This is a genomic window from Vibrio sp. B1-2, assembly GCF_963888445.1.
Taxonomy (GTDB): domain Bacteria; phylum Pseudomonadota; class Gammaproteobacteria; order Enterobacterales; family Vibrionaceae; genus Vibrio; species Vibrio anguillarum.
On the sequence record NZ_CAWPJH010000003.1, the window covers coordinates 47,381 to 66,334 of the forward strand.

At 43.7% G+C, this 18,954-nt stretch carries 17 protein-coding genes; 8 read left to right on the top strand and 9 right to left on the bottom strand.

Annotation, left to right across the window (positions count from 1 at the left end; all coding sequences use genetic code 11):
* Window positions 1-47: 47 nt before the first annotated feature.
* The 3 genes from AACQ75_RS01570 to AACQ75_RS01580 form a co-directional block, all read right to left on the bottom strand.
* Window positions 48-293: a Rho-binding antiterminator gene (locus AACQ75_RS01570; protein WP_017045964.1), complete on the bottom strand. Its 246-nt coding sequence runs from the start codon at window positions 291-293 to the stop codon at window positions 48-50.
* Between the two features lie 17 nt (window positions 294-310).
* Window positions 311-832 carry a spermidine N1-acetyltransferase gene (gene speG / locus AACQ75_RS01575; RefSeq protein WP_013868118.1) on the bottom strand — a complete coding sequence of 174 codons (522 nt, stop codon included), beginning with the start codon at window positions 830-832 and terminating at the stop codon, window positions 311-313.
* A 90-nt stretch (window positions 833-922) separates the two neighbouring features.
* Window positions 923-2,383: an aminotransferase-like domain-containing protein gene (locus AACQ75_RS01580; protein ID WP_170889363.1), complete on the bottom strand. Its 1,461-nt coding sequence runs from the start codon at window positions 2,381-2,383 to the stop codon at window positions 923-925.
* A gap of 97 nt (window positions 2,384-2,480) precedes the next feature.
* Here AACQ75_RS01580 and AACQ75_RS01585 point away from each other — a divergent pair, with 97 nt between their 5' ends.
* The 5 genes from AACQ75_RS01585 (at window position 2,481) to pstB (ending at window position 7,295) form a co-directional block, all read left to right on the top strand.
* Window positions 2,481-3,383: a DMT family transporter gene (locus AACQ75_RS01585; protein WP_026027683.1), complete on the top strand. Its 903-nt coding sequence runs from the start codon at window positions 2,481-2,483 to the stop codon at window positions 3,381-3,383.
* A 282-nt stretch (window positions 3,384-3,665) separates the two neighbouring features.
* Window positions 3,666-4,487 carry a phosphate ABC transporter substrate-binding protein gene (locus tag AACQ75_RS01590; RefSeq protein WP_026027935.1) on the top strand — a complete coding sequence of 274 codons (822 nt, stop codon included), beginning with the start codon at window positions 3,666-3,668 and terminating at the stop codon, window positions 4,485-4,487.
* Window positions 4,488-4,698: 211 nt separating this feature from the next.
* On the top strand, window positions 4,699-5,631 hold the full coding sequence (gene pstC, locus AACQ75_RS01595) for a phosphate ABC transporter permease subunit PstC (RefSeq protein WP_017045968.1): 933 nt from the start codon (window positions 4,699-4,701) through the stop codon (window positions 5,629-5,631).
* Between the two features lie 5 nt (window positions 5,632-5,636).
* On the top strand, window positions 5,637-6,500 hold the full coding sequence (gene pstA, locus AACQ75_RS01600; protein ID WP_026027681.1) for a phosphate ABC transporter permease PstA: 864 nt from the start codon (window positions 5,637-5,639) through the stop codon (window positions 6,498-6,500).
* Window positions 6,501-6,545: 45 nt separating this feature from the next.
* On the top strand, window positions 6,546-7,295 hold the full coding sequence (pstB, locus tag AACQ75_RS01605) for a phosphate ABC transporter ATP-binding protein PstB (protein WP_013868112.1): 750 nt from the start codon (window positions 6,546-6,548) through the stop codon (window positions 7,293-7,295).
* Between the two features lie 73 nt (window positions 7,296-7,368).
* Here pstB and AACQ75_RS01610 read toward each other — a convergent pair whose 3' ends face one another.
* From AACQ75_RS01610 to AACQ75_RS01625, 4 genes are all read right to left on the bottom strand, one after another.
* Window positions 7,369-8,469, bottom strand: a complete 1,101-nt coding sequence (locus AACQ75_RS01610; protein WP_088733527.1) for a GGDEF domain-containing protein — start codon at window positions 8,467-8,469, stop codon at window positions 7,369-7,371.
* Entirely contained in the window at window positions 8,469-8,936 is a 468-nt protein-coding gene (locus tag AACQ75_RS01615) for a molybdopterin-dependent oxidoreductase (RefSeq protein ID WP_170889364.1), read from the bottom strand. Before AACQ75_RS01615 ends, AACQ75_RS01610 begins: the two co-directional genes overlap by 1 nt.
* 201 nt (window positions 8,937-9,137) lie before the next feature.
* Window positions 9,138-10,514, bottom strand: a complete 1,377-nt coding sequence (locus AACQ75_RS01620) for a YjiH family protein (RefSeq protein WP_026027937.1) — start codon at window positions 10,512-10,514, stop codon at window positions 9,138-9,140.
* A gap of 351 nt (window positions 10,515-10,865) precedes the next feature.
* Window positions 10,866-12,527 (bottom strand): SulP family inorganic anion transporter, encoded by a 1,662-nt coding sequence (locus AACQ75_RS01625; protein ID WP_019281935.1) that lies wholly within the window; start codon window positions 12,525-12,527, stop codon window positions 10,866-10,868.
* 211 nt (window positions 12,528-12,738) lie between these two features.
* Here AACQ75_RS01625 and AACQ75_RS01630 point away from each other — a divergent pair, with 211 nt between their 5' ends.
* Together AACQ75_RS01630 and AACQ75_RS01635 are read left to right on the top strand one after the other, a co-directional pair.
* Window positions 12,739-13,038 carry an isoamylase early set domain-containing protein gene (locus AACQ75_RS01630; RefSeq protein WP_026028657.1) on the top strand — a complete coding sequence of 100 codons (300 nt, stop codon included), beginning with the start codon at window positions 12,739-12,741 and terminating at the stop codon, window positions 13,036-13,038.
* A 186-nt stretch (window positions 13,039-13,224) separates the two neighbouring features.
* On the top strand, window positions 13,225-14,532 hold the full coding sequence (locus AACQ75_RS01635) for a peptidoglycan DD-metalloendopeptidase family protein (RefSeq protein WP_017050287.1): 1,308 nt from the start codon (window positions 13,225-13,227) through the stop codon (window positions 14,530-14,532).
* 52 nt (window positions 14,533-14,584) lie between these two features.
* On the opposite strand, the gene AACQ75_RS01640 is transcribed toward AACQ75_RS01635, so the two are convergent.
* Both AACQ75_RS01640 and AACQ75_RS01645 read right to left on the bottom strand, forming a co-directional pair.
* Window positions 14,585-16,417, bottom strand: a complete 1,833-nt coding sequence (locus AACQ75_RS01640) for a putative bifunctional diguanylate cyclase/phosphodiesterase (protein ID WP_013868105.1) — start codon at window positions 16,415-16,417, stop codon at window positions 14,585-14,587.
* A 215-nt stretch (window positions 16,418-16,632) separates the two neighbouring features.
* The gene (locus tag AACQ75_RS01645) at window positions 16,633-17,517 is read right to left on the bottom strand and encodes a LysR family transcriptional regulator (protein ID WP_170889365.1); all 885 of its coding nucleotides are present in this window, start codon (window positions 17,515-17,517) and stop codon (window positions 16,633-16,635) included.
* A 134-nt stretch (window positions 17,518-17,651) separates the two neighbouring features.
* On the opposite strand from AACQ75_RS01645, the gene AACQ75_RS01650 reads away from it, so the two are divergent.
* Entirely contained in the window at window positions 17,652-18,848 is a 1,197-nt protein-coding gene (locus AACQ75_RS01650) for a multidrug effflux MFS transporter (protein ID WP_064626468.1), read from the top strand.
* The last annotated feature ends 106 nt before the right edge of the window (window positions 18,849-18,954 follow it).

Here is an 18,954-nt window from a genome sequence, read left to right on the forward strand (position 1 = left end):
AAAAAGCTAATAAGTAAGCGTGGCTTTTGTGCTGCCACGCTCTTTTATCAGTCAAATTTGATCAGGGTAAAATGAGGATGTGAGCTTAATGCCTCCATCATCAATAAGGCATTGGTTTCAATTAAGTGTTCACTTTGCTCATTTTTCAACACAATGCACTCTTGTTGGTGTTCATTGCGCAGAGTGTCCATCGCGGTACCTGAATAGGTAAGACCATTTTTTAAGGTGAGCTTGACGGGCAAATGAAACAAACACGCGAGCTCAATGTAATCATATTGACTGCAAGTGACCATTATTCACTCCTATGACGTTACGCGGGCTTATTAAGATACGCGTTTTGCAAAATGTACATGCGCTTTACGTCACGATATTGGCCATTAATGAAGAATTCTTCAACTAAGTGCCCTTCCTCAACAAAGCCGGCTTTTTGGTATAAATGGATGGCTTTTTCGTTTTCCGTCGACACATGCAGGTAGATTTTGTGTAGGTTCAAAATGGTGAAAGAGTAGTCTAAGGCTTTGTTGATCAAGGTTTGTGCAAACCCTTTTCCTTGGTGCTCTGGCGTGATGATGATCTGAAACTCTCCACTGCGGTGAATGTAATCAATTTCAATTAATTCAACGAGACCGATCAGTTCCTTATCTCGGTTCTCAACCACAAACCGACGCTCGGCGTTATCGTGAATGTGCTTGTTGTACAGCTCTTCCAGCTCATCAAAAGATTCATAAGGCTCTTCAAACCAGTAAGACATAATGTTGCGGTTGTTATTGAGATCATGGATAAAGCGTAAGTCACCGCGCTCTAACGCTCTTAATGATAATTGATTATTCATAGCAAACCTTCATTGAACTAAGGCATTCATCTTATGCCGACTTTGTTGCAATACAAGTGGTTAGTCAGCAATTTTTTAAAATGCGTATGCTTACGTCTTGTGATCTGATGCCGCGAGATGAATCAGTTCGGTCAGTTTGTTTATGCTTTCCTGCCATGCCATGTTGTCTTCAAAGTTCGCTACACTGAAACGGATACAGTGTTGGAATTGTCCCTGCGTTGCAAAAAGATGCCCCGGCAGGAGGCTGATTTTGTTTTGCAGGCCACGTTGATAAAGCTCAAAACTATCGATGAATGACGGAAGTGTCAGCCAGCATAAAAATGAACCTTCAGGTCGGCTTAATTGAAACTGCCCTTGCAGCGACGGGTAGTGATTGAGCGAGGTGGTGAGCAATTTGGCAAAGCGCTGCTGGTTCAGTTGGTAAGTGCGGCGCATTTTGGCTAGATGTTGACGATACTTACCACTTTCGAGAAATTCCGCTACGGCTGATTGGATTAAATTCAAGCTGCCCATATTCTCGCTGAGCAATATCTTTTCTATTTGTGCTTGATACTTTCCCGCGATGATCCAACCGATCCTCAGCCGTGAATCCAAGGTTTTGGAGAGCGAATTGATGTAAATAACGCGGCCTTTGCCATCCAGCATCTTCAAGCAAGGTATCGGCTTTTGAAAATACAGGCCACCAAACACATCATCTTCAATAATTGGTGTATCACCACTGACAGCCAAAAGCTGTTTACGTTTTTCCAGAGGCATTTGTGAACCGATTGGGTTGTTAAAATTCGGCGTGACGAGAATCGCCTTAATCGGCCATTGAGATAGCGCTTGTTCGAGGGCGCTGATGTCGATGCCTTCGACACTATGGCTGGGGATCTCCACCACTTTTAAGCCTAATGATTCAAGCAACAGCAGCGTGCCAAAATAACAAGGTGACTCAACGGCCACAATGTCTTCGCGCTTGGTTAATGCACGAAATGCGAGGCTGATGGCCTGCTGACCGCCATGCGTAATGGCGATTTCTTGTGCTTTGATTTGTAGGCCCAAATCTTGCGATATTTTTAGCAGTTGTTTGACTAAATGGCTATTACCTGGCGGTAGCTGATAGTGGCTAGGAATGTGCGTTTGCTGGCGGCTGTGGCGGCCAATTTCTGCATACAAACTACGAATCGCGGCGCCTTGCGTATTAGGATGCGCTGAACCTGCGGGCATGTGATGTTTCACTGTGGGTTGAACCAAAATTGATTTAGATAAAGAGAGCAGGTCAATGCTATTGGGTTGTGGCAGCGGAATTTCCAAAGGGGTTACAGCACCTTGGACTCGATAGCCTGAACGAGGCTGAGAGTAGACGACATTCATCGCTTCTAACTCTTGATAAGCACGAATAACGGTATTTTTGCTGACAGACAATTGTTCGCATAGCTGGCGAATGGAAGGCATTTTATCGTGTGCGTGGAATAAACCATCGTCGATGGTCTGCTTAAGATGACGTTTTACCTCAGTATATTTAGGTTCAGTATATTTAGGATCCGTGTTTTTAAGCTTACTTTTCATTCTGTACCCACTAAATTATTCAAATCTGTGCCTTTTACGCATAACTGTACCCAAATAAAGTAGCAGCATAGAATCGATTGTGGCTAGGAATTTTGTGATGTTTGTAAGAATGATCCCGTTCTTGTTTGTCGTGCTATGGGCATCTGGTTTCGTTGGCGCAAGGTTTGGCTTAATGTATGCGGAACCTGCCACGCTGCTCACGCTGCGCATGGTGGCGAACGTGGTGCTTTTTATTGGTTTGCTGTTATTGCTCAAAAGGCGCATTCCGCGTGGTCGCCATTTGTGGCATTCCTGTATAACGGGCGTGTTGATTCATGGTTGCTATTTGGGCGGAACCTACCAAGCGATTTCTTGGGGAATGCCAGCAGGTTTAAGTGCTCTGCTGGTGGGGACGCAACCCATTTTGACTGCGCTGCTGCTGGTTTTTATGAGTACAGAGCGCTTTAATCTGGCGCAGTGGTTAGGGTTAGCTCTTGGGTTTTCTGGGATAAGTCTCGTTTTGATGGGTAACATTGAGTGGCAATCGGAAGTACACAAATGGCCTGCCATTAGTTTGTGTTTGTTATCTCTGCTCGGCATCACGCTCGGTACCTTATATCAGAAAAAATTTTGCCAAGGTGTGGATATGATTGGCAGCGCTACCGTGCAATATGTGGCTGCGTTATGCCTATTTTTACCTTGGGCTTGGAGCTTTGAAACCATGCAAGTGCAATGGACGCCGACCTTTATCATGACACTGGTATGGCTGGTTGTGGTGCTGTCATGTGTCTCTATTTTATTGCTGTTGTATATGGTTGAACACGGTGCGGCCTCAAGTGTGGCTTCGGTGTTTTATCTTGTACCACCAACCACCGCCATTCAAGCATGGCTTGCTTTTGATGAATCATTGGATGGGTTTGGTGTTGCGGGCTTCTGCCTTGCCGTTACGGCTGTTTATCTGGTGGTGAAAAAGCCGAATCTGCTGAGAAAATTGGCGAAACCGGTATTTGAGCGTTCATAAAATTCACCCCTATAAACCGAACTTAGAATGGGGTGCTCTGCTGGTGGTTGGGTAATCAATGGATAATTTCTGACTCGCGGCGGCACCTAATGACTTTGCCAATTTTTTCAGATTGATCTTAAGTGATGCACTCAAAAATGCGCTGCCCTTCCTCTGTTTTCCTAAAATATTTTACTGTGTCATCTAGTTTTAAACTAAGTGAAACACAACTGTCATATTTGCGTCCTAAAGTGAGTTTCGTTCAATACACAACGGCAATAAAGCCTCTTAAGGATATTTGTGATGAAAAAGACAGTAATCGGTGCAATCGCTCTTTTAGGTGCATTGGCAGTTAACCCAGTTTTTGCAAAAGAAACCATTTCTGCTGTTGGCTCTAGCAGCGTAACGCCATTGATGGAAGTTTTCTCTGAAACATATATGAAGAAAAACGCGGACGTGTTTATTGAGGTTCAAGGCCCAGGTTCTTCGGCGGGTATTAAAGCCGCTAAGAACGGCAGTGCGGATATTGGTATGTCTTCACGTGGCCTAAAAAGCTCAGAAAAAGAAGCATCATTAGTTGAAGAAAAGATCGCGCTTGATGGTATAGCGGTGGTTGTGCATCCAAGCAATAAAGTAAAAGGGTTGAGTGCTGAACAAGTCTCTGCCGTTTACCGAGGCGAGATCACGAATTGGAAAGATGTCGGTGGTGAAGACAAACCTATCGTTGCAATTACTCGCGATACCGCATCAGGGACTCGTGGTGCATTCGAAGAGATTATGAAACTGACAAAAAAAATCTCAGACAAGACGGTATCTGCTATCTCTCAACGAGCTCAAGTAGCTAACGGTAACGGCAGTTTGAAAACTATGGTTGCGTCTAACCCTTATTCCATCGGTTACATCTCTCTTGGCACCGTTGATAACACGGTTCATGCCTTAGCGGTAGACGGTACTGATGCATCGGTAGATAACGTGAAAAATGGTTCATACAAAGTGGCTCGTCCTTTCCTTGTACTGTACAAAAAAGGCCAACCATCCGCTCAAACGCAACAGTTCCTTGATTGGATGCTAACGCCTGAAGCTCAAAAACTCGTTGCAGAACATCACTATATCGCAGTGAACTAATTGACTCTCCCATTCGACTTGAAGTTGCAGCGGCGTTGTTTCGTCCAGCCCAATCACATGCTTTATCCATGTGGATGGGAATTCACTGACTTGCTGTTTAGTCGCCACTTCAAGTTGTTTGGGGAAATAACTTTAAAAGTTTGCTTAGCCCATCGTTGGGGCTGAGCCTTTTCTATCCACGTCGATTCCATCGAATAGTGAGATTGATACTATGACCATCGCAACAAATAGTGAAAAGCTTATGAACAACGTTTCTACGCAAGCTTCCAAACGTGCACTTCGTGCTAAAAAGCGTGTGGACTGGAAAGAGCGCATTTTCCACGGGTTGTTTCTTACCAGTGCCATTATTGGCATTGTGTCTCTTGCCATCATTGCCTACTTCATTTTCCGCGAAAGTATTCCCGCATTTCAAGAAGTGGGTATCTCGGGTATCGTCCTTGGACAAGATTGGTTGCCGCCAGCTCTGTATGGTGTGGCAACTATGATTGTCGCTTCTGTGGTTTCAACGTTTGGTGCGGTTATCGTTGGTGTGCCTGTGGGCGTACTCACCGCTATCTTTATTGCCGAAGTCGCACCAAAACGTGTCGCGAATATCATTCGCCCAGCCGTTGAATTGCTCGCTGGTATTCCTTCCGTGGTCTATGGTTTCTTTGGTCTTGTGATTATTGTTCCTTTGATTCAGGACATTTTCCAAGTTCCTGCGGGCAATACCATTCTCGCGGGCATTATTGTGCTTGGTGTCATGATCTTACCTACGGTGATTACCGTGTCCGAGACTTCTATTCGCGCAGTCCCTCATGCGTACAAAGAAGGTTCTTTGGCATTAGGTGCATCCAGTATTTTTACCATCTTCAAATTGCTGGTACCGGCAGCTCGCTCCGGAATTATGACCGGCGTCATCTTAGGAATTGGGCGTGCGCTCGGTGAAACCATGGCCATTATTATGGTGATGGGCAACGCGCCAGCGATGCCTGAAGGTATTTTAGACTCAGCACGCACGCTGACAGCCAATATTGCGATTGAAATGTCTTACGCAAGTGGTGTTCATGCCAGTGCGCTTTATGCAACAGGCGTTGTGCTATTGGCATTCATCATGATCTTGAATGCCACATTGCTCTATTTAAACCGTGAGAGAGCGAGATAATAGTGATGGATACAGTAAAACTAAAACGTGCCCGCCAGCTAAAAGATAACGTATTGAAAATATCTATTTGGATTGCGGCCGCTGTAACAGTCGGCTTCCTATTTTGGATTATCTGGTACATCCTTTCTAACGGGCTACAACACGTAGATTGGAATTTCGTTACTGACGATTACACCCGTACTGGCAATGAACACGGGATCTTCCCGATGATCATATCGACGATTTATATGGTGATCGCTTCTATTTCGGTGGCCGCCCCGTTGGGTATTATGACGGCGATTTATCTTACCGAATACGCCAAAATCGGTAGCCGCTTGGTGAAAGTGATCCGCTTTTGTACCGAATCTTTGGCGGGGATCCCCTCCATTATCTTTGGTCTATTTGGCATGACCTTCTTTGTGGTGATTCTAGGCTTAGGCTTCTCTATTTTGTCGGGAGCGCTAACGCTCAGCATTTTGATTTTGCCTGTGATCATTCGGACCACAGAAGAAGCGTTGATGGCCGTCCCCCAAACTTATCGCGAAGGTTCTTATGGTCTTGGAGCCTCAAAAATATACACCATTTGGCGTCTGATTTTGCCAAGTGCAATGCCCGGCATCCTTACGTCAATTATTTTGAGTATTGGTCGTGTTATTGGCGAGTCGGCCCCTGTGTTTTTAACCGCAGGAATGGTGGCACGTATTCCTGATTCATTGCTCGATTCAGGCCGCACCCTAACCGTTCACCTTTACAAGCTCACAACAGAGCTGTTCACGGTTGAAGAGTGGAATCAAGCCTACGGCACAGCAACCGTGCTGATTGTGGTTGTGCTACTGATCAACATGGTGACGAAGCTAATCGCAAGACGATTTAATACCGCTTCTTATTAAGCAGAGCGTTGGGCGCGATTTACAGAATTTTGAGAGATAACAAGAATGAACAAATTTAATATTGAAAACCTAGACCTTTTTTATGGCGATAACCAAGCGCTAAAATCAATCAACCTGCCTATTCCAACTCGTCAAGTGACAGCGCTGATTGGCCCTTCTGGCTGCGGGAAATCGACTTTATTACGCTGTTTGAACCGAATGAATGACCTCATTGAAGGCGTGACTATCACCGGTAAATTGGCGATGGATGGGCAAGATATTTACGGCAATATTGATGTTGCAGATCTGCGTATCAAAGTGGGAATGGTGTTCCAAAAACCAAATCCGTTCCCAATGAGTATTTATGAAAACGTGGCGTATGGGTTACGCGCACAAGGGATTAAAGATAAAAAGCACATCGATGAAGTGGTTGAGCGCTCATTGCGCGGCGCTGCGTTGTGGAATGAAGTAAAAGATCGCTTGAAGTCGCATGCGTTTGGTCTCTCTGGTGGTCAACAACAGCGTTTGTGCATCGCACGTACGATAGCGATGGAGCCGGATGTGATTTTGATGGATGAACCAACGTCCGCCCTTGACCCGATTGCAACACACAAAATTGAAGAATTGATGGAAGAGCTGAAAAAGAATTACACCATCGTTATTGTCACGCACTCAATGCAGCAAGCGCGTCGTATTTCTGATCGCACGGCGTTTTTCTTAATGGGGGAATTGGTTGAACACAATGATACACAAGTGATTTTCAACAATCCTAAAGATGATAGAACCATGGGATATGTCAATGGCGATTTCGGCTAGTCACTTATTGCAGCGACTAACCTGGAATAATATCGGACTCATTATAACTATAAAGCGATGGTAACTTTGCCCCTCATACAGAGGGGCTTTTTTGTAGAAACTTCATTGCATACATATTCTTATCCGCAATATGTATTAATTGATTAATATTGGCTGAATCTTTAGGAAAAGAGGCAATACCGATACTGGTTGAAAGTTTTGCTCCCACTCCATTATCCACGAAGAAATTCTCTTTAAAACACGCTTTAATGTGGCGTTGCATAATGCTCAGTTCCATCGCATCTACGCTATGGATGATTAGGGCAAACTCATCTCCCCCCATACGAAATACCGAATAATCAAAGGTTGGAATCGAATGTGTTAAGCGAAATGCTACTTGCTGCAATACACTGTCCCCTGCTTTATGACCATTTTGGTCGTTAATGGGCTTAAAGCCATTTAAGTCGAGAAGAAAGAGAGAGAAGGGGTTGTTGGTAGAAATTTGATTCAGCTCTTCAAACATAGCAAGGCGGTTAGCAAGCCCAGTTAGAGGGTCAGTTAACGCTAAGGTACGCTGAGCAACCGCTTCTTTATGAAAAATATAGCTAACTAAGCCAATGCAACCTAGCATCAAGAACATCAGCAGAAATTGTACCTGTGTTAGCCTATTTGCTTTTTCTTTTTGCTCGAGATAGATAGGGCTTTGCAGTTGAAAGTTTTGGTTTACATAGCCGATAATCTGGTCGTAAATCAAGCGAGCATGTTTTTCAAATACAGCCAATGACTTTTGATCTTTAACGGCCAGCAATAAGCTTTCTAATATTTTGAAATCATCAAAGTTGTTCTTAAAGAAATGCTGGGAATCCGTTCTCCCCATAAAATTATCCGATTCCTTACTCGTTAGAATCAAGTCAAAACGGCTCCAAATCAGCTCATACTGCAGCCAAGTGTGCGCTCTCTTCTCCTTTGACTCTAGGTAATAAGGAATCGAAGCAACCAGCTCAGAATACTCTTTGGTGAGCTGGAATAAATACCAAGTTGCATAGTTACGTTGGTCGGTATAGGAGTTGGCTAAAGAGCGTGTGGTCGAAAGTATATACAAATTAGCGACGATCAAGGCGACTGACAGGACAATCAACAGTGTTTTTGCTCGGTATAGCAACGGGTGTAAAGTGCTGTATTTTGTAAAATTCATTATTTACCGTGAATCAATAGTTTTTCTAACTGCCACACCATCTGGGTGTAATAAATGTCATTGTCTATTTGTGGATATTTATCTAGATTGTAGATCAGCCAAAACGGCCCCTTGTTTCTTATTTTCATTTCATCGCCATTCATGTGATAAGCAATAATGGGTTCATAGCGAGTTAAGCTTTCAATTGCAATATTAGCGGCGTAATCATTAATGGCCAAAAATGATACAGAAGAAACCTGTCCAACTTGCAAATAATTAATTAAATCAATAACTTTAAAACCAGTGAAAGTATTTTCTTTTGGTAACCAAGGAAGCTGAGTCGTGAAGGTTTCACGAGGCAGTCTCTCTGCCAATTGTGCAAGAGAATAAGTAACCCGATCTTGGTTTGTGAGGGTAATAGTTAAGCTTGCAGCATGAACAAATAAGCTGAAAAAAATAAGTGGTAAAGCGGTTATCCATCTCATCATAAACTACCTTATTTACTTCTGCTTTTTTCTTAGAGCATAGGCTAAAAGTATAAGGTGATAATTTAATCAATGAAATTATTTTCTATTTATATTTCTGTTAATTTGGTCGAATCAATCTTTAGTTTAGAACAAAAAAATCCCCACATAAGTGGGGACTTGCATATTGAAATGTTATTAGTGCCGTTACTGCTGCATTGTTTACTAAAAAATGAGATGTGCTACACCCGCTATCACTGGCAGTGTAATGAGCGTACGCAGAATAAATATGACAAACAGCTCAAGTATGTTGACAGGAATTTTGCTGCCTAACATTAATGCACCCACTTCTGACATATAGATCAACTGAGTCACTGACATGGCCGCAATCACGAAACGTGTCATTTCATTATCAATGGAAGCTGCAAGAATCGCGGGAATAAACATATCCGCAAAACCGACCACAATGGTTTGAGATGCTTGAACAGCCTCAGGTACACCAAGTAATTCTAGAAAAGGAATAAACGGTTGGCCCAATACAGAAAATACAGAGGTGTATTCTGCAACAATCAGAGCCAGAGTACCCAAGCCCATCACGACAGGTAGCACACCAAACACCATATCAACAGCGTTACGCATGCCTTCAGCGAAGATCGATTTTGCAGATTTAACTTGGCTTGCTTTCGCCAGTGCTAATTCCATCCCCCATGAGAACGAGGTATGGCCGCTTGGAACTGCATCGGCATCTTTAGCTGGAGAGGTACCATCAATATAAGTGTTCTTTTTGAAACTTAATGGTGGCAGGCGAGGAATGATGATCGCTGCAACAAAGCCTGCAAGGCAAATCGTGCCATAAAAAGGTAGGAACAGATGCTCTAGCTTAACTTGCGCAATAACGACTAAGCTGAAGGTAATTGAAACGGCAGAAAACGTTGTACCAACAATAGCGGCTTCACGCTGTGTGTAGAATTTGCTTTCGTACTGTTTGCTGGTCAGCAAAATACCGACACTACCGTCGCCCAACCAAGAAGCCATGCAGTCGATTGCGCTACGGCCTGGAAGGTTGAAAACTGGACGCATGATTCTGCTTAATAAACTACCAAATAGCTCCAGTAGCCCGAAGTTAAGCAGTAAAGGCAGCAAAAGCCCTGCAAAAATAAATACAGAAAATAAAGTGGGTAATAAACCCTCAAGAACCATACCGCCAGTGTTTTCTTCCCAGATAGCCTTAGGGCCGATTTGGAAAAACGTCATGATGACGGCGATACCACCAAATACACGGACGGCTAACCAAAGAGCAGATGGATTAAAAAGCCCATTTAAGAAAGGACTCTTTGTAATGAATGCAGGTTGAAAAATTTTACATAAAATGGAAGCTGCAGACATAAAGGCGATGATCACTGTCACTATTGCAACAAGGTAATCGCCCAAAATAGCTTGGATAGATTTAGCAAGGACGGCAACTGGAATGGTTAAGTCACCTTGGTAGCTAATTGGCGCCATAAACAAAAATAGACCAATTAACGAAGGGATGAAAAACATCCAAAAGCTACTTTGTGTTGGTGCTACAGGAGCTTCAATAGTTTGAGCGTTATCTTGCATGTCGTGTCTCGTATTACTGCGGGTCAATAGTCACCAACTGGTGGCATAAAAATGCACTAAATAGCTCTATTTAGTCATTGCAGGCAAGAATATCTATTTTTAAGATGGCTTGCAATACTATTCATTAATCAAGGTTAAGTATTCAAACAAAAGCGCTGTTATTCTCAGATAACATGGTCATTTGTTTTGTTATTGTTGCATTGGTTAATAATCTGTTAGTGATTGAGGCGTGCGTTTTAAAAAGAGTTAAGGAGGGCTGCGGAAAATTGGGCGGTTAAGGTAAGAGGGACGGGTCAGTCAAAGGCCTTTAACCGTAGGCTAAAGGCCAAAAATGTATAGGTCCAATGAGCTTTATTGAGCTGTACTGATATTCAAACGTTGTAGGCTAACGCTGAGCGCATCATCGAATTGACTAAAGAAATTATCTTCACCGACCAAATCAACAATCCCCGCTTTTTTCAGTTTCATTGCAACACGAGTATTTGCACCAGAGATCAACACTTGCACATTCTTTTTATGGAAGTTTTCGATCATTTCCTCAATGGATTGCAGGCCAGTAATGTCCATAAATGGAACCCATTTAAGGCGAATAATTAAAATTTCTGGCTGCTCTTGAATGCTGCTCATCACACGCTCAAAGGTTTCAGCCGCAGCAAAGAAAAATGGGCCTTCTAAGGCATAAACGGCGAGCTCTCTTGGTAACTGAGTTTGCCCATGACGAAGCAGCTCAGCACTGAGCTCATGGTGTGTACTGGCTTTTACCTCAACACTAGATGCCATACGTTTTACAAAGTGAAGGGTAGCGATGATCACCCCGATGTTGACGGCGACAACTAAGTCAGCAAACACGGTTAATCCAAATGTTAGCAACAAAATAACCACATCGGCTTTGGGTGCACGTTTAACCAATTTAATAAAGTGGGGAACTTCACTCATGTTCCATGCTACGACGAACAAAATCGCACTGAGTACTGCCAGTGGAATATTGACGGCTAATGGTGCAAGTGCAATAAGGATAATGACCAGAGTGAGCGAGTGCACCACGCCCGAAAGTGGGCTTGTCCCCCCGTTGCGTATATTGGTTGCAGTACGTGCAATGGCGCCTGTTGCTGCAATACCACCGAAGAGAGGAGCAACGATATTAGCGATACCTTGGCCGACTAATTCTTGGTTTGAGTTGTGTTTGGTGCCCGCCATACCATCAGCGACCACCGCCGAAAGTAATGATTCAATCGCACCTAGCATGGCAATCGCAAAAGCAGGGCCAATCAATAGAATAATTTGAGAGAAGCTAACTTCTGGAAGCGAAAACTCTGGCAGTCCTTGAGGTATGCCTCCAAAAGCCGATCCAATCGTGCGGATCCCTTCAAAGCCAACAAAATATTGCAACACGGTAACGGTGACGAGAGCAAGCAGCGGCCCTGGTACTTTCGAGAGCTTCGGGATCTTAGGACCGAAGATAACCAGCGCGAGTGAAAATAACGAAAGGCCTGTTGTGGCCCAATCCATCTGCGGAAAGGCATGGAAAATAGACACTAATTTTTGATGAAAATGCTCACCTTCGATCTTGGGGAGGCCGAAGAATTCTTGCCATTGCCCAACCCAGATGATGACACCGATACCGCTGGTGAAGCCGACGATTACGGGGTCAGGAATATAGCGGATGATGCTACCGAGTTTTGCGACCCCCAGAACCAATAGAATCACACCGGCCATCATAGTGGCTATCTGCAGCCCACTGACCCCATACTGGCTAACAATTCCAGCGAGTATCACGATGAAAGCGCCCGTTGGGCCGGCTATCTGCACTCGCGAGCCGCCAAACAGTGAAACGATAACGCCTGCAATAATGGCGGTGTATATCCCTTGCTCCGGTTTCACGCCAGAAGCAATAGCGAATGCCATCGCCAGTGGCAGAGCGACAACCCCTACAATCAAACCTGCACTGATATTATTTAGCCACTGTTTTGGTCGTAGCAGACCGGCTTTATAGGATTCATATACGGCAAACATAATTGATAACCTTATTGAAAATAGGGGAAAATAGAAAGCGCGGTGGATTCTACGCTCATTTAAAATGCTGTAAAGAGGGGTGAATATTCAACGGAGGTTATAAATATAGTGGTTCGGCGGCGGAATTTTTACTATTTAGAGTTGTGGATGTGAGTCTATTTTCTTATGATTCACTAGGTAGGATGTTTTTTATACAGAGATGGAGTTTGTGATGATTAATAAACGTTTTTTTAAAACAAAAGAAGAAGTCGAAGTGACCTTTGAAGTGGACGTCCCAGATACGGCTGGCAATGTTGCGATAGTAGCGGACTTTCTTGACTGGCAACCAGAACCAATGAAAAAGGTGGCGAAAAGTAATAGTTTTAAATTTAAAACCCGTTTACCTAAAGATGCTGAATTTCAATTTCGTTACTTGTTGGATGACCAACAATGGGTTAACGATCCTAGCGCTGACCAGTACATTGCCAATGGTTTTGGCGAGGAAAATAGCCTAGTAACGACTTATCAATAGGTTGTTGATAAATCTTGTGAAAGCGTGAAACATGATTAGGACAGTACTCATTTTTACGTGTAATTGTTGATTTGTTATAAGGCACTCCGGTGCCTTTTTTGACCATAGAATCACACGATATAGGTGACTTTTGAAACAGAAAGTCTTAATCTTGAGGCTCTTTTGACTTAATCCACAGGATAGATAGTGCTTCCTCGTTCTCTCATTCTGCGCTTTTCTGAGCTTTCACTTCCAAAAAAAGCGTCGATTATTGGCCTACCGATTGTCGCGGCCATCGCATTTTCCTCGTCTATTCAGGATAGCTCCTTACAGCGCCAAATTGAGCTCTCTATTACCGAAACTCAAATTGTTCAGTCGATTTTATCTGATGCTATTGAGGTAAAAAATCTTCCGGATTTTGAATATGAGATTAAATCTGGTGACAATTTAAGTACTATCTTTAATCAACTTGGCTTTGGTTACCAAGACTTGATGAAGATTATGGAAACCGATTTAAACTACCTCGCATTGGATACGTTAAAACCTGGCAACATCCTCAGGTTTTGGAAAGCGCAAAATGGAAATGCGCTTTCCAAAATGGAGCTAGAATTTAGCCTAGTCGAGCGCGCGGTATATTCACGTTTAGATGATGGTACCTATGAGTTTCAAGATGTTAAAATACCGGGTGTATGGAAAGAGTTCGCCATGGTTGGCGAGATCCAAGGCAGCTTTTCTCAGTCGGTCAATTCGATAGGGTTAGGCAGCGCTGAGATAGAACAGATCGTCTCTTTACTTAAAGATAAACTCAATTTCTCTCGTGATCTTAGGGTTGGCGATCGATTTGAAGTGGTTCAATCTCGTCAATTTGTCGGTGAGAAATTGACGGGTAACCGTGAAATCCAAGCGATTAAAATCTACAGTCGAGGCAAAGACGTTTCTGCTTATTTACACCGTGATGGGCAGTACTATGACAAAAATGGCGATAGTTTACAGCGCGCATTTCAACGCTATCCGACGACAAATAAACGCATTACCTCCAACTTTGATGCGCATCGCCTGCACCCAGTCACAAAAAGAGTGGCTCCGCACAATGGTACTGATTTTGGTGTACCAGTCGGTACTCCGGTATTCTCGACTGGCGATGGTACGGTGATCATGACGCGTAAGCACCCTTATGCGGGTAATTACGTGGTGATACAACATGGCAGTACTTACAAAACACGCTATTTGCATTTGAGTAAAATTTTAGTGCGTAAAGGTCAGAAAGTATCGCGAGGTGAGCGGATCGGTTTATCTGGGCAATCGGGCCGAGTCACTGGACCTCATCTGCATTATGAGCTGATGGTTCGAGATCGCGCAGTGAATGCCATGACAGCCAACATACCAATGGCAAACTCAGTGCCTAAAAAAGAGATGGCGGGGTTTGTTGCAAGGCGTAATGAACTCGATTCTATGCTTCAGCAGCAAGAACTGCGGTATGCCACCAGTGAGTCTTCGGCTGACCAAGAGTCTTAATGTGATAGCATAATGGATATTAGTAATCCCTCACTTTCAGAGTGAGGGTTTTTTATGCGCGCCGTACATGGCTCATGTTGTTCCAGTGAGTCACGATAGAGTGCGGTGTTTCTGGCTTTGAAAAATAGTAACCTTGGATCTGTTCACAGCCCATAGCATAGAGTTTTTCCAGAGCTTCTTGGTTCTCCACCCCTTCTGCGACGAGATCAACTCGAAGTTGATTTGCCAATTGAATAATCAACCAAACTACGCGCTCCGCTGTTTCGTTACACACCATGTTTTTGATAAAAGTGGCATCAATTTTAATGCAATCGATGGGGTAGCTATGGATGTAATTCAAGCTCGAGTAGCCAGTGCCAAAGTCATCAAGCGCGATGGTAAAACCAAGTAGTCTGAGCTTATCTAAGATGTATCTAACTTCACTGGTTTGTGAAAGTAGTACTGTTTCAGTGAGCTCAATTGTGAATTCATTGGGCTCAAAGCCGTATTGAGTAATGGTTTGCATTAAGTGTTCGAGATAGCGCTTGGAGTTGATCAGTTCATGTGCCGAACAGTTAAGCCCTAATTTTACCTTGTAGCCTAAGCCCTCCTCTAGCTCAACTTTTGCTAGGCATGCCAGCTCAACAATGCGTTCTCCTAATTCCACAATTAAACCTGACTGCTCAGCAGTATCGATAAACTCAATCGGTGAAATCGCACCCAGAGTTTCGCTATTCCAGCGAGTGAGAATCTCAAAATAGTTCCACTGTTCTTGGTGACGACTGACGATCGGTTGCGCCACCACAAATAGCTCACTATTTTTACTGGTTAACTTATTGAGTTCACGGCGTAGAGCTTCTGTGATTTGGGTTTGACGATGGTATTGGTCACTCAGATGGGTATCATAGCAACGGATATTACTGCCGCGAGTTTGCTTACACTCTTTGAGTGCTAAACAGGCATTGAGTATCAGTTGATCGGCCGTGATTGTCTCTTGAGTTTTCCTTGAAATGCCAATGCTTAAGCTAATTTTAATGCGATGTGATGCATCGACATAACCTGTATTTAGCTTATCCAATATACAGCGGCAGATTTGCAACGGATCATTAGAGAAGGTGATAAACGCATATTCATCCCCTGCGATTCGAAATGCCAAATTCTCTTCCGGAACGCTTTTAATGATGGCATTAGCCACAAACTTAATGATTTGGTCGCCAATATAGTGCCCATATAAGTCATTGATCGATTTAAAATTATCGATGTCTAAATAAGCAAGAGTGAACGGTTCATTGGTTGTTTCAACTAAGCGTTCTAATTTGTCAGCTAGATAACTGCGGTTCATTAAATCAGTCAGGTTGTCGTGAGAAACTTCATAGCTAAGTTGATTAACCAAGCTGTCAGAGCGTTCGCTCAACCACTTATTACGCAGGCTGTGAACGACTATGTTCGCAATGATTCGGTGGTAGCCAATCACGAATTCCTCATCTTCGATGGGAGAATAGAAGGTAGACACGAGCATTCCGAGTATTTCGCCATTCTTGGCACGTAGGGGAATACCGATATAGGCATCAATCTTATTTTCAATTAGAAACTTGTCATCAGGAAAAATTTTGGTCACTTGTGATGGAAACAGACAGTATTCCTGTTTTGATTTCCACACTTGCTCACACGGTGTTCCCCTGAGCGGATAGCCCGTGTCGTTGTTGTCTGGCGTCTCACCAGCATGAGATAAGGTGTGAGCTCTGTAATGCCATTTGTCTAACTCGACGATGCATGTACAGCAGGTTTGAAAATGTGTATGCAGCACCAATGTGGCTCGATCATGTAACTCAGAGCCATCGAGCAGCATGAGCTCGTTAATGGTGTTTAGACTAACTGCATCCCTAGCCAATGATGTTTTAGTCATATGTCGTACTCTGTTTTTTTAGAATATGCACTTAGTGACTATGGTCGACATTGCGCAGTTTTGCCACTCGCAATGATGGGTACTTGAGACGTAAAAAAGTAAAATATTGGTTATTCAGCGGCTTAGTTGCAGAGTTTTATGAGTACTTTTTTGTCTAGGGTAAATTTGCTCTGGTGGACAATTTTGTGATGGAAATAGACGTAACCCCAATTTAGTTACCTAGCTTCATTCGTTAATTTTTCTTTTAAGTAGTTGAGAAATAAATGAGTTCGAGTGTGTTGATAATCAAGTTTAGGGTAATAAGCGTAAACCGTTGCTTGATCAACGGTGATATCGGGTAGCAAACGTACCAGATTGCCCAAACGTAGCTCTTCTTTGACCATCACGTCGTTGGTGACAATCACTCCCATGCCATTTTTGCCTGCATAGAAAAGTGCTTCTGGATTGGTTGTCGCGAAATTACCCGATAACGATAGGCGTTTGCCCGTTGAGGTTTTTAATTCGCGCGTTGTGTGTTCTCCCCAAATCAAGACATTGTGCTGCTGAAGCTGTTCGGCAGATTTGGGCATACCATATTTTTCAATATAGTTAGGAGAAGCATAAAAGCCGGCCCTATGTTCAAATAGGGGTGAGGCTTTAAAACTGAGGGAGTTGAGTTGGTCAATTTCTCGGCTGATGAATAAATCAAGGTGAAGTCCGGGCAATTGCCCCGGAGTTGTTGTGGTCAGTTGGATTCGAATGTCAGGGTAGCGCTGTAGAAATTCATCTAAATACTGCACCAAAAATTTTGAGCCCACAGAGAGTGTCGCCCCAATTTTTAGCAGGCCAGCGGGAGTTTGGCTGACAGATCGTGTTTCATCAACCACCGATTGCCAACTTTCAAGTTGTGCTTTTGCTCGCTCATAAAAGAGAGCACCCGCTTCGGTTTGTGTCACCGTTCGTGTGGTGCGCTTAAGTAACTGCACGCCAATTTTCTCTTCCAGCCAATGTACTCGTTTACTGATGGCTGAGCTGGTAGTATTGAGCTTACGTGCCGCGCCGTTAAAGCTGCCTTCTTCAACCACTCGCATGTATGTTTTAACATTTTGTATCCAATCCATCGTTACCCTACTCATTCCTCATTGGAACTAATTCATTTCCTGAGTGCTTTATTATCAAATCTGAGTTGCCAATATATACTGAAAACGTATTTTGACACCACATCTACCGACGATAAGAGCTCACTTAGCAACCCATGAAAACTCTCGCTAGCACACCATTTAAAAAGACGCCGATGTTATTGGCGATGATGATCATTGCCACGGGCCAAGTTGGGGTGAGCATCTATTTACCTGCACTGCCGTTGATCAGCCGAGACTTAATGGTTGACCAAGCCAGTATTCAATGGCTCGTCACGCTCTTTTTAGTGGCGTTTGGAATGTCACAGCTTTTTTACGGGCCATTGTCTGATGCGGTTGGTAGACGCCCGACATTTTTACTCGGGCAGGGGATCTACTTGGCCGGTACAGTATTGTGTGTCTGTTTTTCGGATAATTTTCATGCGTTGGCTGCTGGTCGCCTACTGCAAGGGCTTGGCGCGGGAAGTGCTTCTGTTCTTGGCCGCAGTGTGCTGCGTGACAGTTATGATGGTCTGCAATTAACAAAGGCGCTTTCTTACATCGCCATCACCGCCTCAATTATGCCAATTATTGCCCCTGTGCTCGGTGGGTGGCTTGCCTTTCATTTAAGTTGGCAGTCCGTGTTTGTGTTCGTATTAGTGTATATCTGTACCATTTTTATTTTAGGTTGGTGGATATTGCCAGAAACGTTGCCATACGCGAAACATCGGTTTCAACCGAAGGCCGTATTGCATAACTACTTGCTACTCTTGAAAAATTCCCAAGTGCTGACAAGCGCCAGTTACAACTGGATCAGCTATTTATCTAGTTTAGTGACTCTGTCGGTGCTGCCTTTTCTCTTGCAAAACAAGCTGGGGTTAACGGCCGCCGATTATGGAACCGTAATGATCGTCCCTTCCGCGGGTTTGATGATAGGCAGTATTGCCGTTAACTTACTCAATGATCGTTTTTCATCCCAACGTTTACTTGCTTTGGCGATTGTCATTATGGCTTTTGCCGGTGTTTGGTTACTGATAACACCGATGAGCGTGTTCAATTTAGTGTGGGGATTTACTTGGTTAACGATTGCGCAAGGTATCTCATTTCCATTATCCACCAGCATGCTGCTCGGGCCACACAAAACTCAAGCGGGCTCCGTTGCGGCTCTATCTGGCTCCATTCAAATGTGTTTAGCTGGATTTTTAGGGGGATACTTGGTGGAAAGATGGATCACGAGTCAGATGTCGCTAGGCTGGTTCTATTTAGTAACCAGTTGCGCTATGTTTTTGGTGTTGTGTTCTTCCTATCGCTTACGTCAAACCAAATTCGCTTAATGCTGTTTATACCCTTCCGGTTTGAAGCGGTTTAAGTCTAGTGGTGCATTTACATCGTACATGTCGGCACAAGAGAAATAATTTGAGGTATAATCTCGGCGACATT

What these genes read in the sequence shown, in the direction of transcription:
- speG (WP_013868118.1), bottom strand. Translation starts at nt 832, where the DNA reads ATGAATAATCAATTATCATTAAGAGCGTTAGAGCGCGGTGACTTACGC.
- AACQ75_RS01630 (WP_026028657.1), top strand. Translation starts at nt 12,739, where the DNA reads ATGATTAATAAACGTTTTTTTAAAACAAAAGAAGAAGTCGAAGTGACC.
- AACQ75_RS01645 (WP_170889365.1), bottom strand. Translation starts at nt 17,517, where the DNA reads ATGGATTGGATACAAAATGTTAAAACATACATGCGAGTGGTTGAAGAA.
- AACQ75_RS01620 (WP_026027937.1), bottom strand. Translation starts at nt 10,514, where the DNA reads ATGCAAGATAACGCTCAAACTATTGAAGCTCCTGTAGCACCAACACAA.
- AACQ75_RS01585 (WP_026027683.1), top strand. Translation starts at nt 2,481, where the DNA reads ATGTTTGTAAGAATGATCCCGTTCTTGTTTGTCGTGCTATGGGCATCT.
- AACQ75_RS01615 (WP_170889364.1), bottom strand. Translation starts at nt 8,936, where the DNA reads ATGATGAGATGGATAACCGCTTTACCACTTATTTTTTTCAGCTTATTT.
- AACQ75_RS01610 (WP_088733527.1), bottom strand. Translation starts at nt 8,469, where the DNA reads ATGAATTTTACAAAATACAGCACTTTACACCCGTTGCTATACCGAGCA.
- pstB (WP_013868112.1), top strand. Translation starts at nt 6,546, where the DNA reads ATGAACAAATTTAATATTGAAAACCTAGACCTTTTTTATGGCGATAAC.
- AACQ75_RS01570 (WP_017045964.1), bottom strand. Translation starts at nt 293, where the DNA reads ATGGTCACTTGCAGTCAATATGATTACATTGAGCTCGCGTGTTTGTTT.
- pstC (WP_017045968.1), top strand. Translation starts at nt 4,699, where the DNA reads ATGACCATCGCAACAAATAGTGAAAAGCTTATGAACAACGTTTCTACG.
- AACQ75_RS01640 (WP_013868105.1), bottom strand. Translation starts at nt 16,417, where the DNA reads ATGACTAAAACATCATTGGCTAGGGATGCAGTTAGTCTAAACACCATT.
- AACQ75_RS01625 (WP_019281935.1), bottom strand. Translation starts at nt 12,527, where the DNA reads ATGTTTGCCGTATATGAATCCTATAAAGCCGGTCTGCTACGACCAAAA.
- AACQ75_RS01580 (WP_170889363.1), bottom strand. Translation starts at nt 2,383, where the DNA reads ATGAAAAGTAAGCTTAAAAACACGGATCCTAAATATACTGAACCTAAA.
- AACQ75_RS01650 (WP_064626468.1), top strand. Translation starts at nt 17,652, where the DNA reads ATGAAAACTCTCGCTAGCACACCATTTAAAAAGACGCCGATGTTATTG.
- AACQ75_RS01590 (WP_026027935.1), top strand. Translation starts at nt 3,666, where the DNA reads ATGAAAAAGACAGTAATCGGTGCAATCGCTCTTTTAGGTGCATTGGCA.
- pstA (WP_026027681.1), top strand. Translation starts at nt 5,637, where the DNA reads ATGGATACAGTAAAACTAAAACGTGCCCGCCAGCTAAAAGATAACGTA.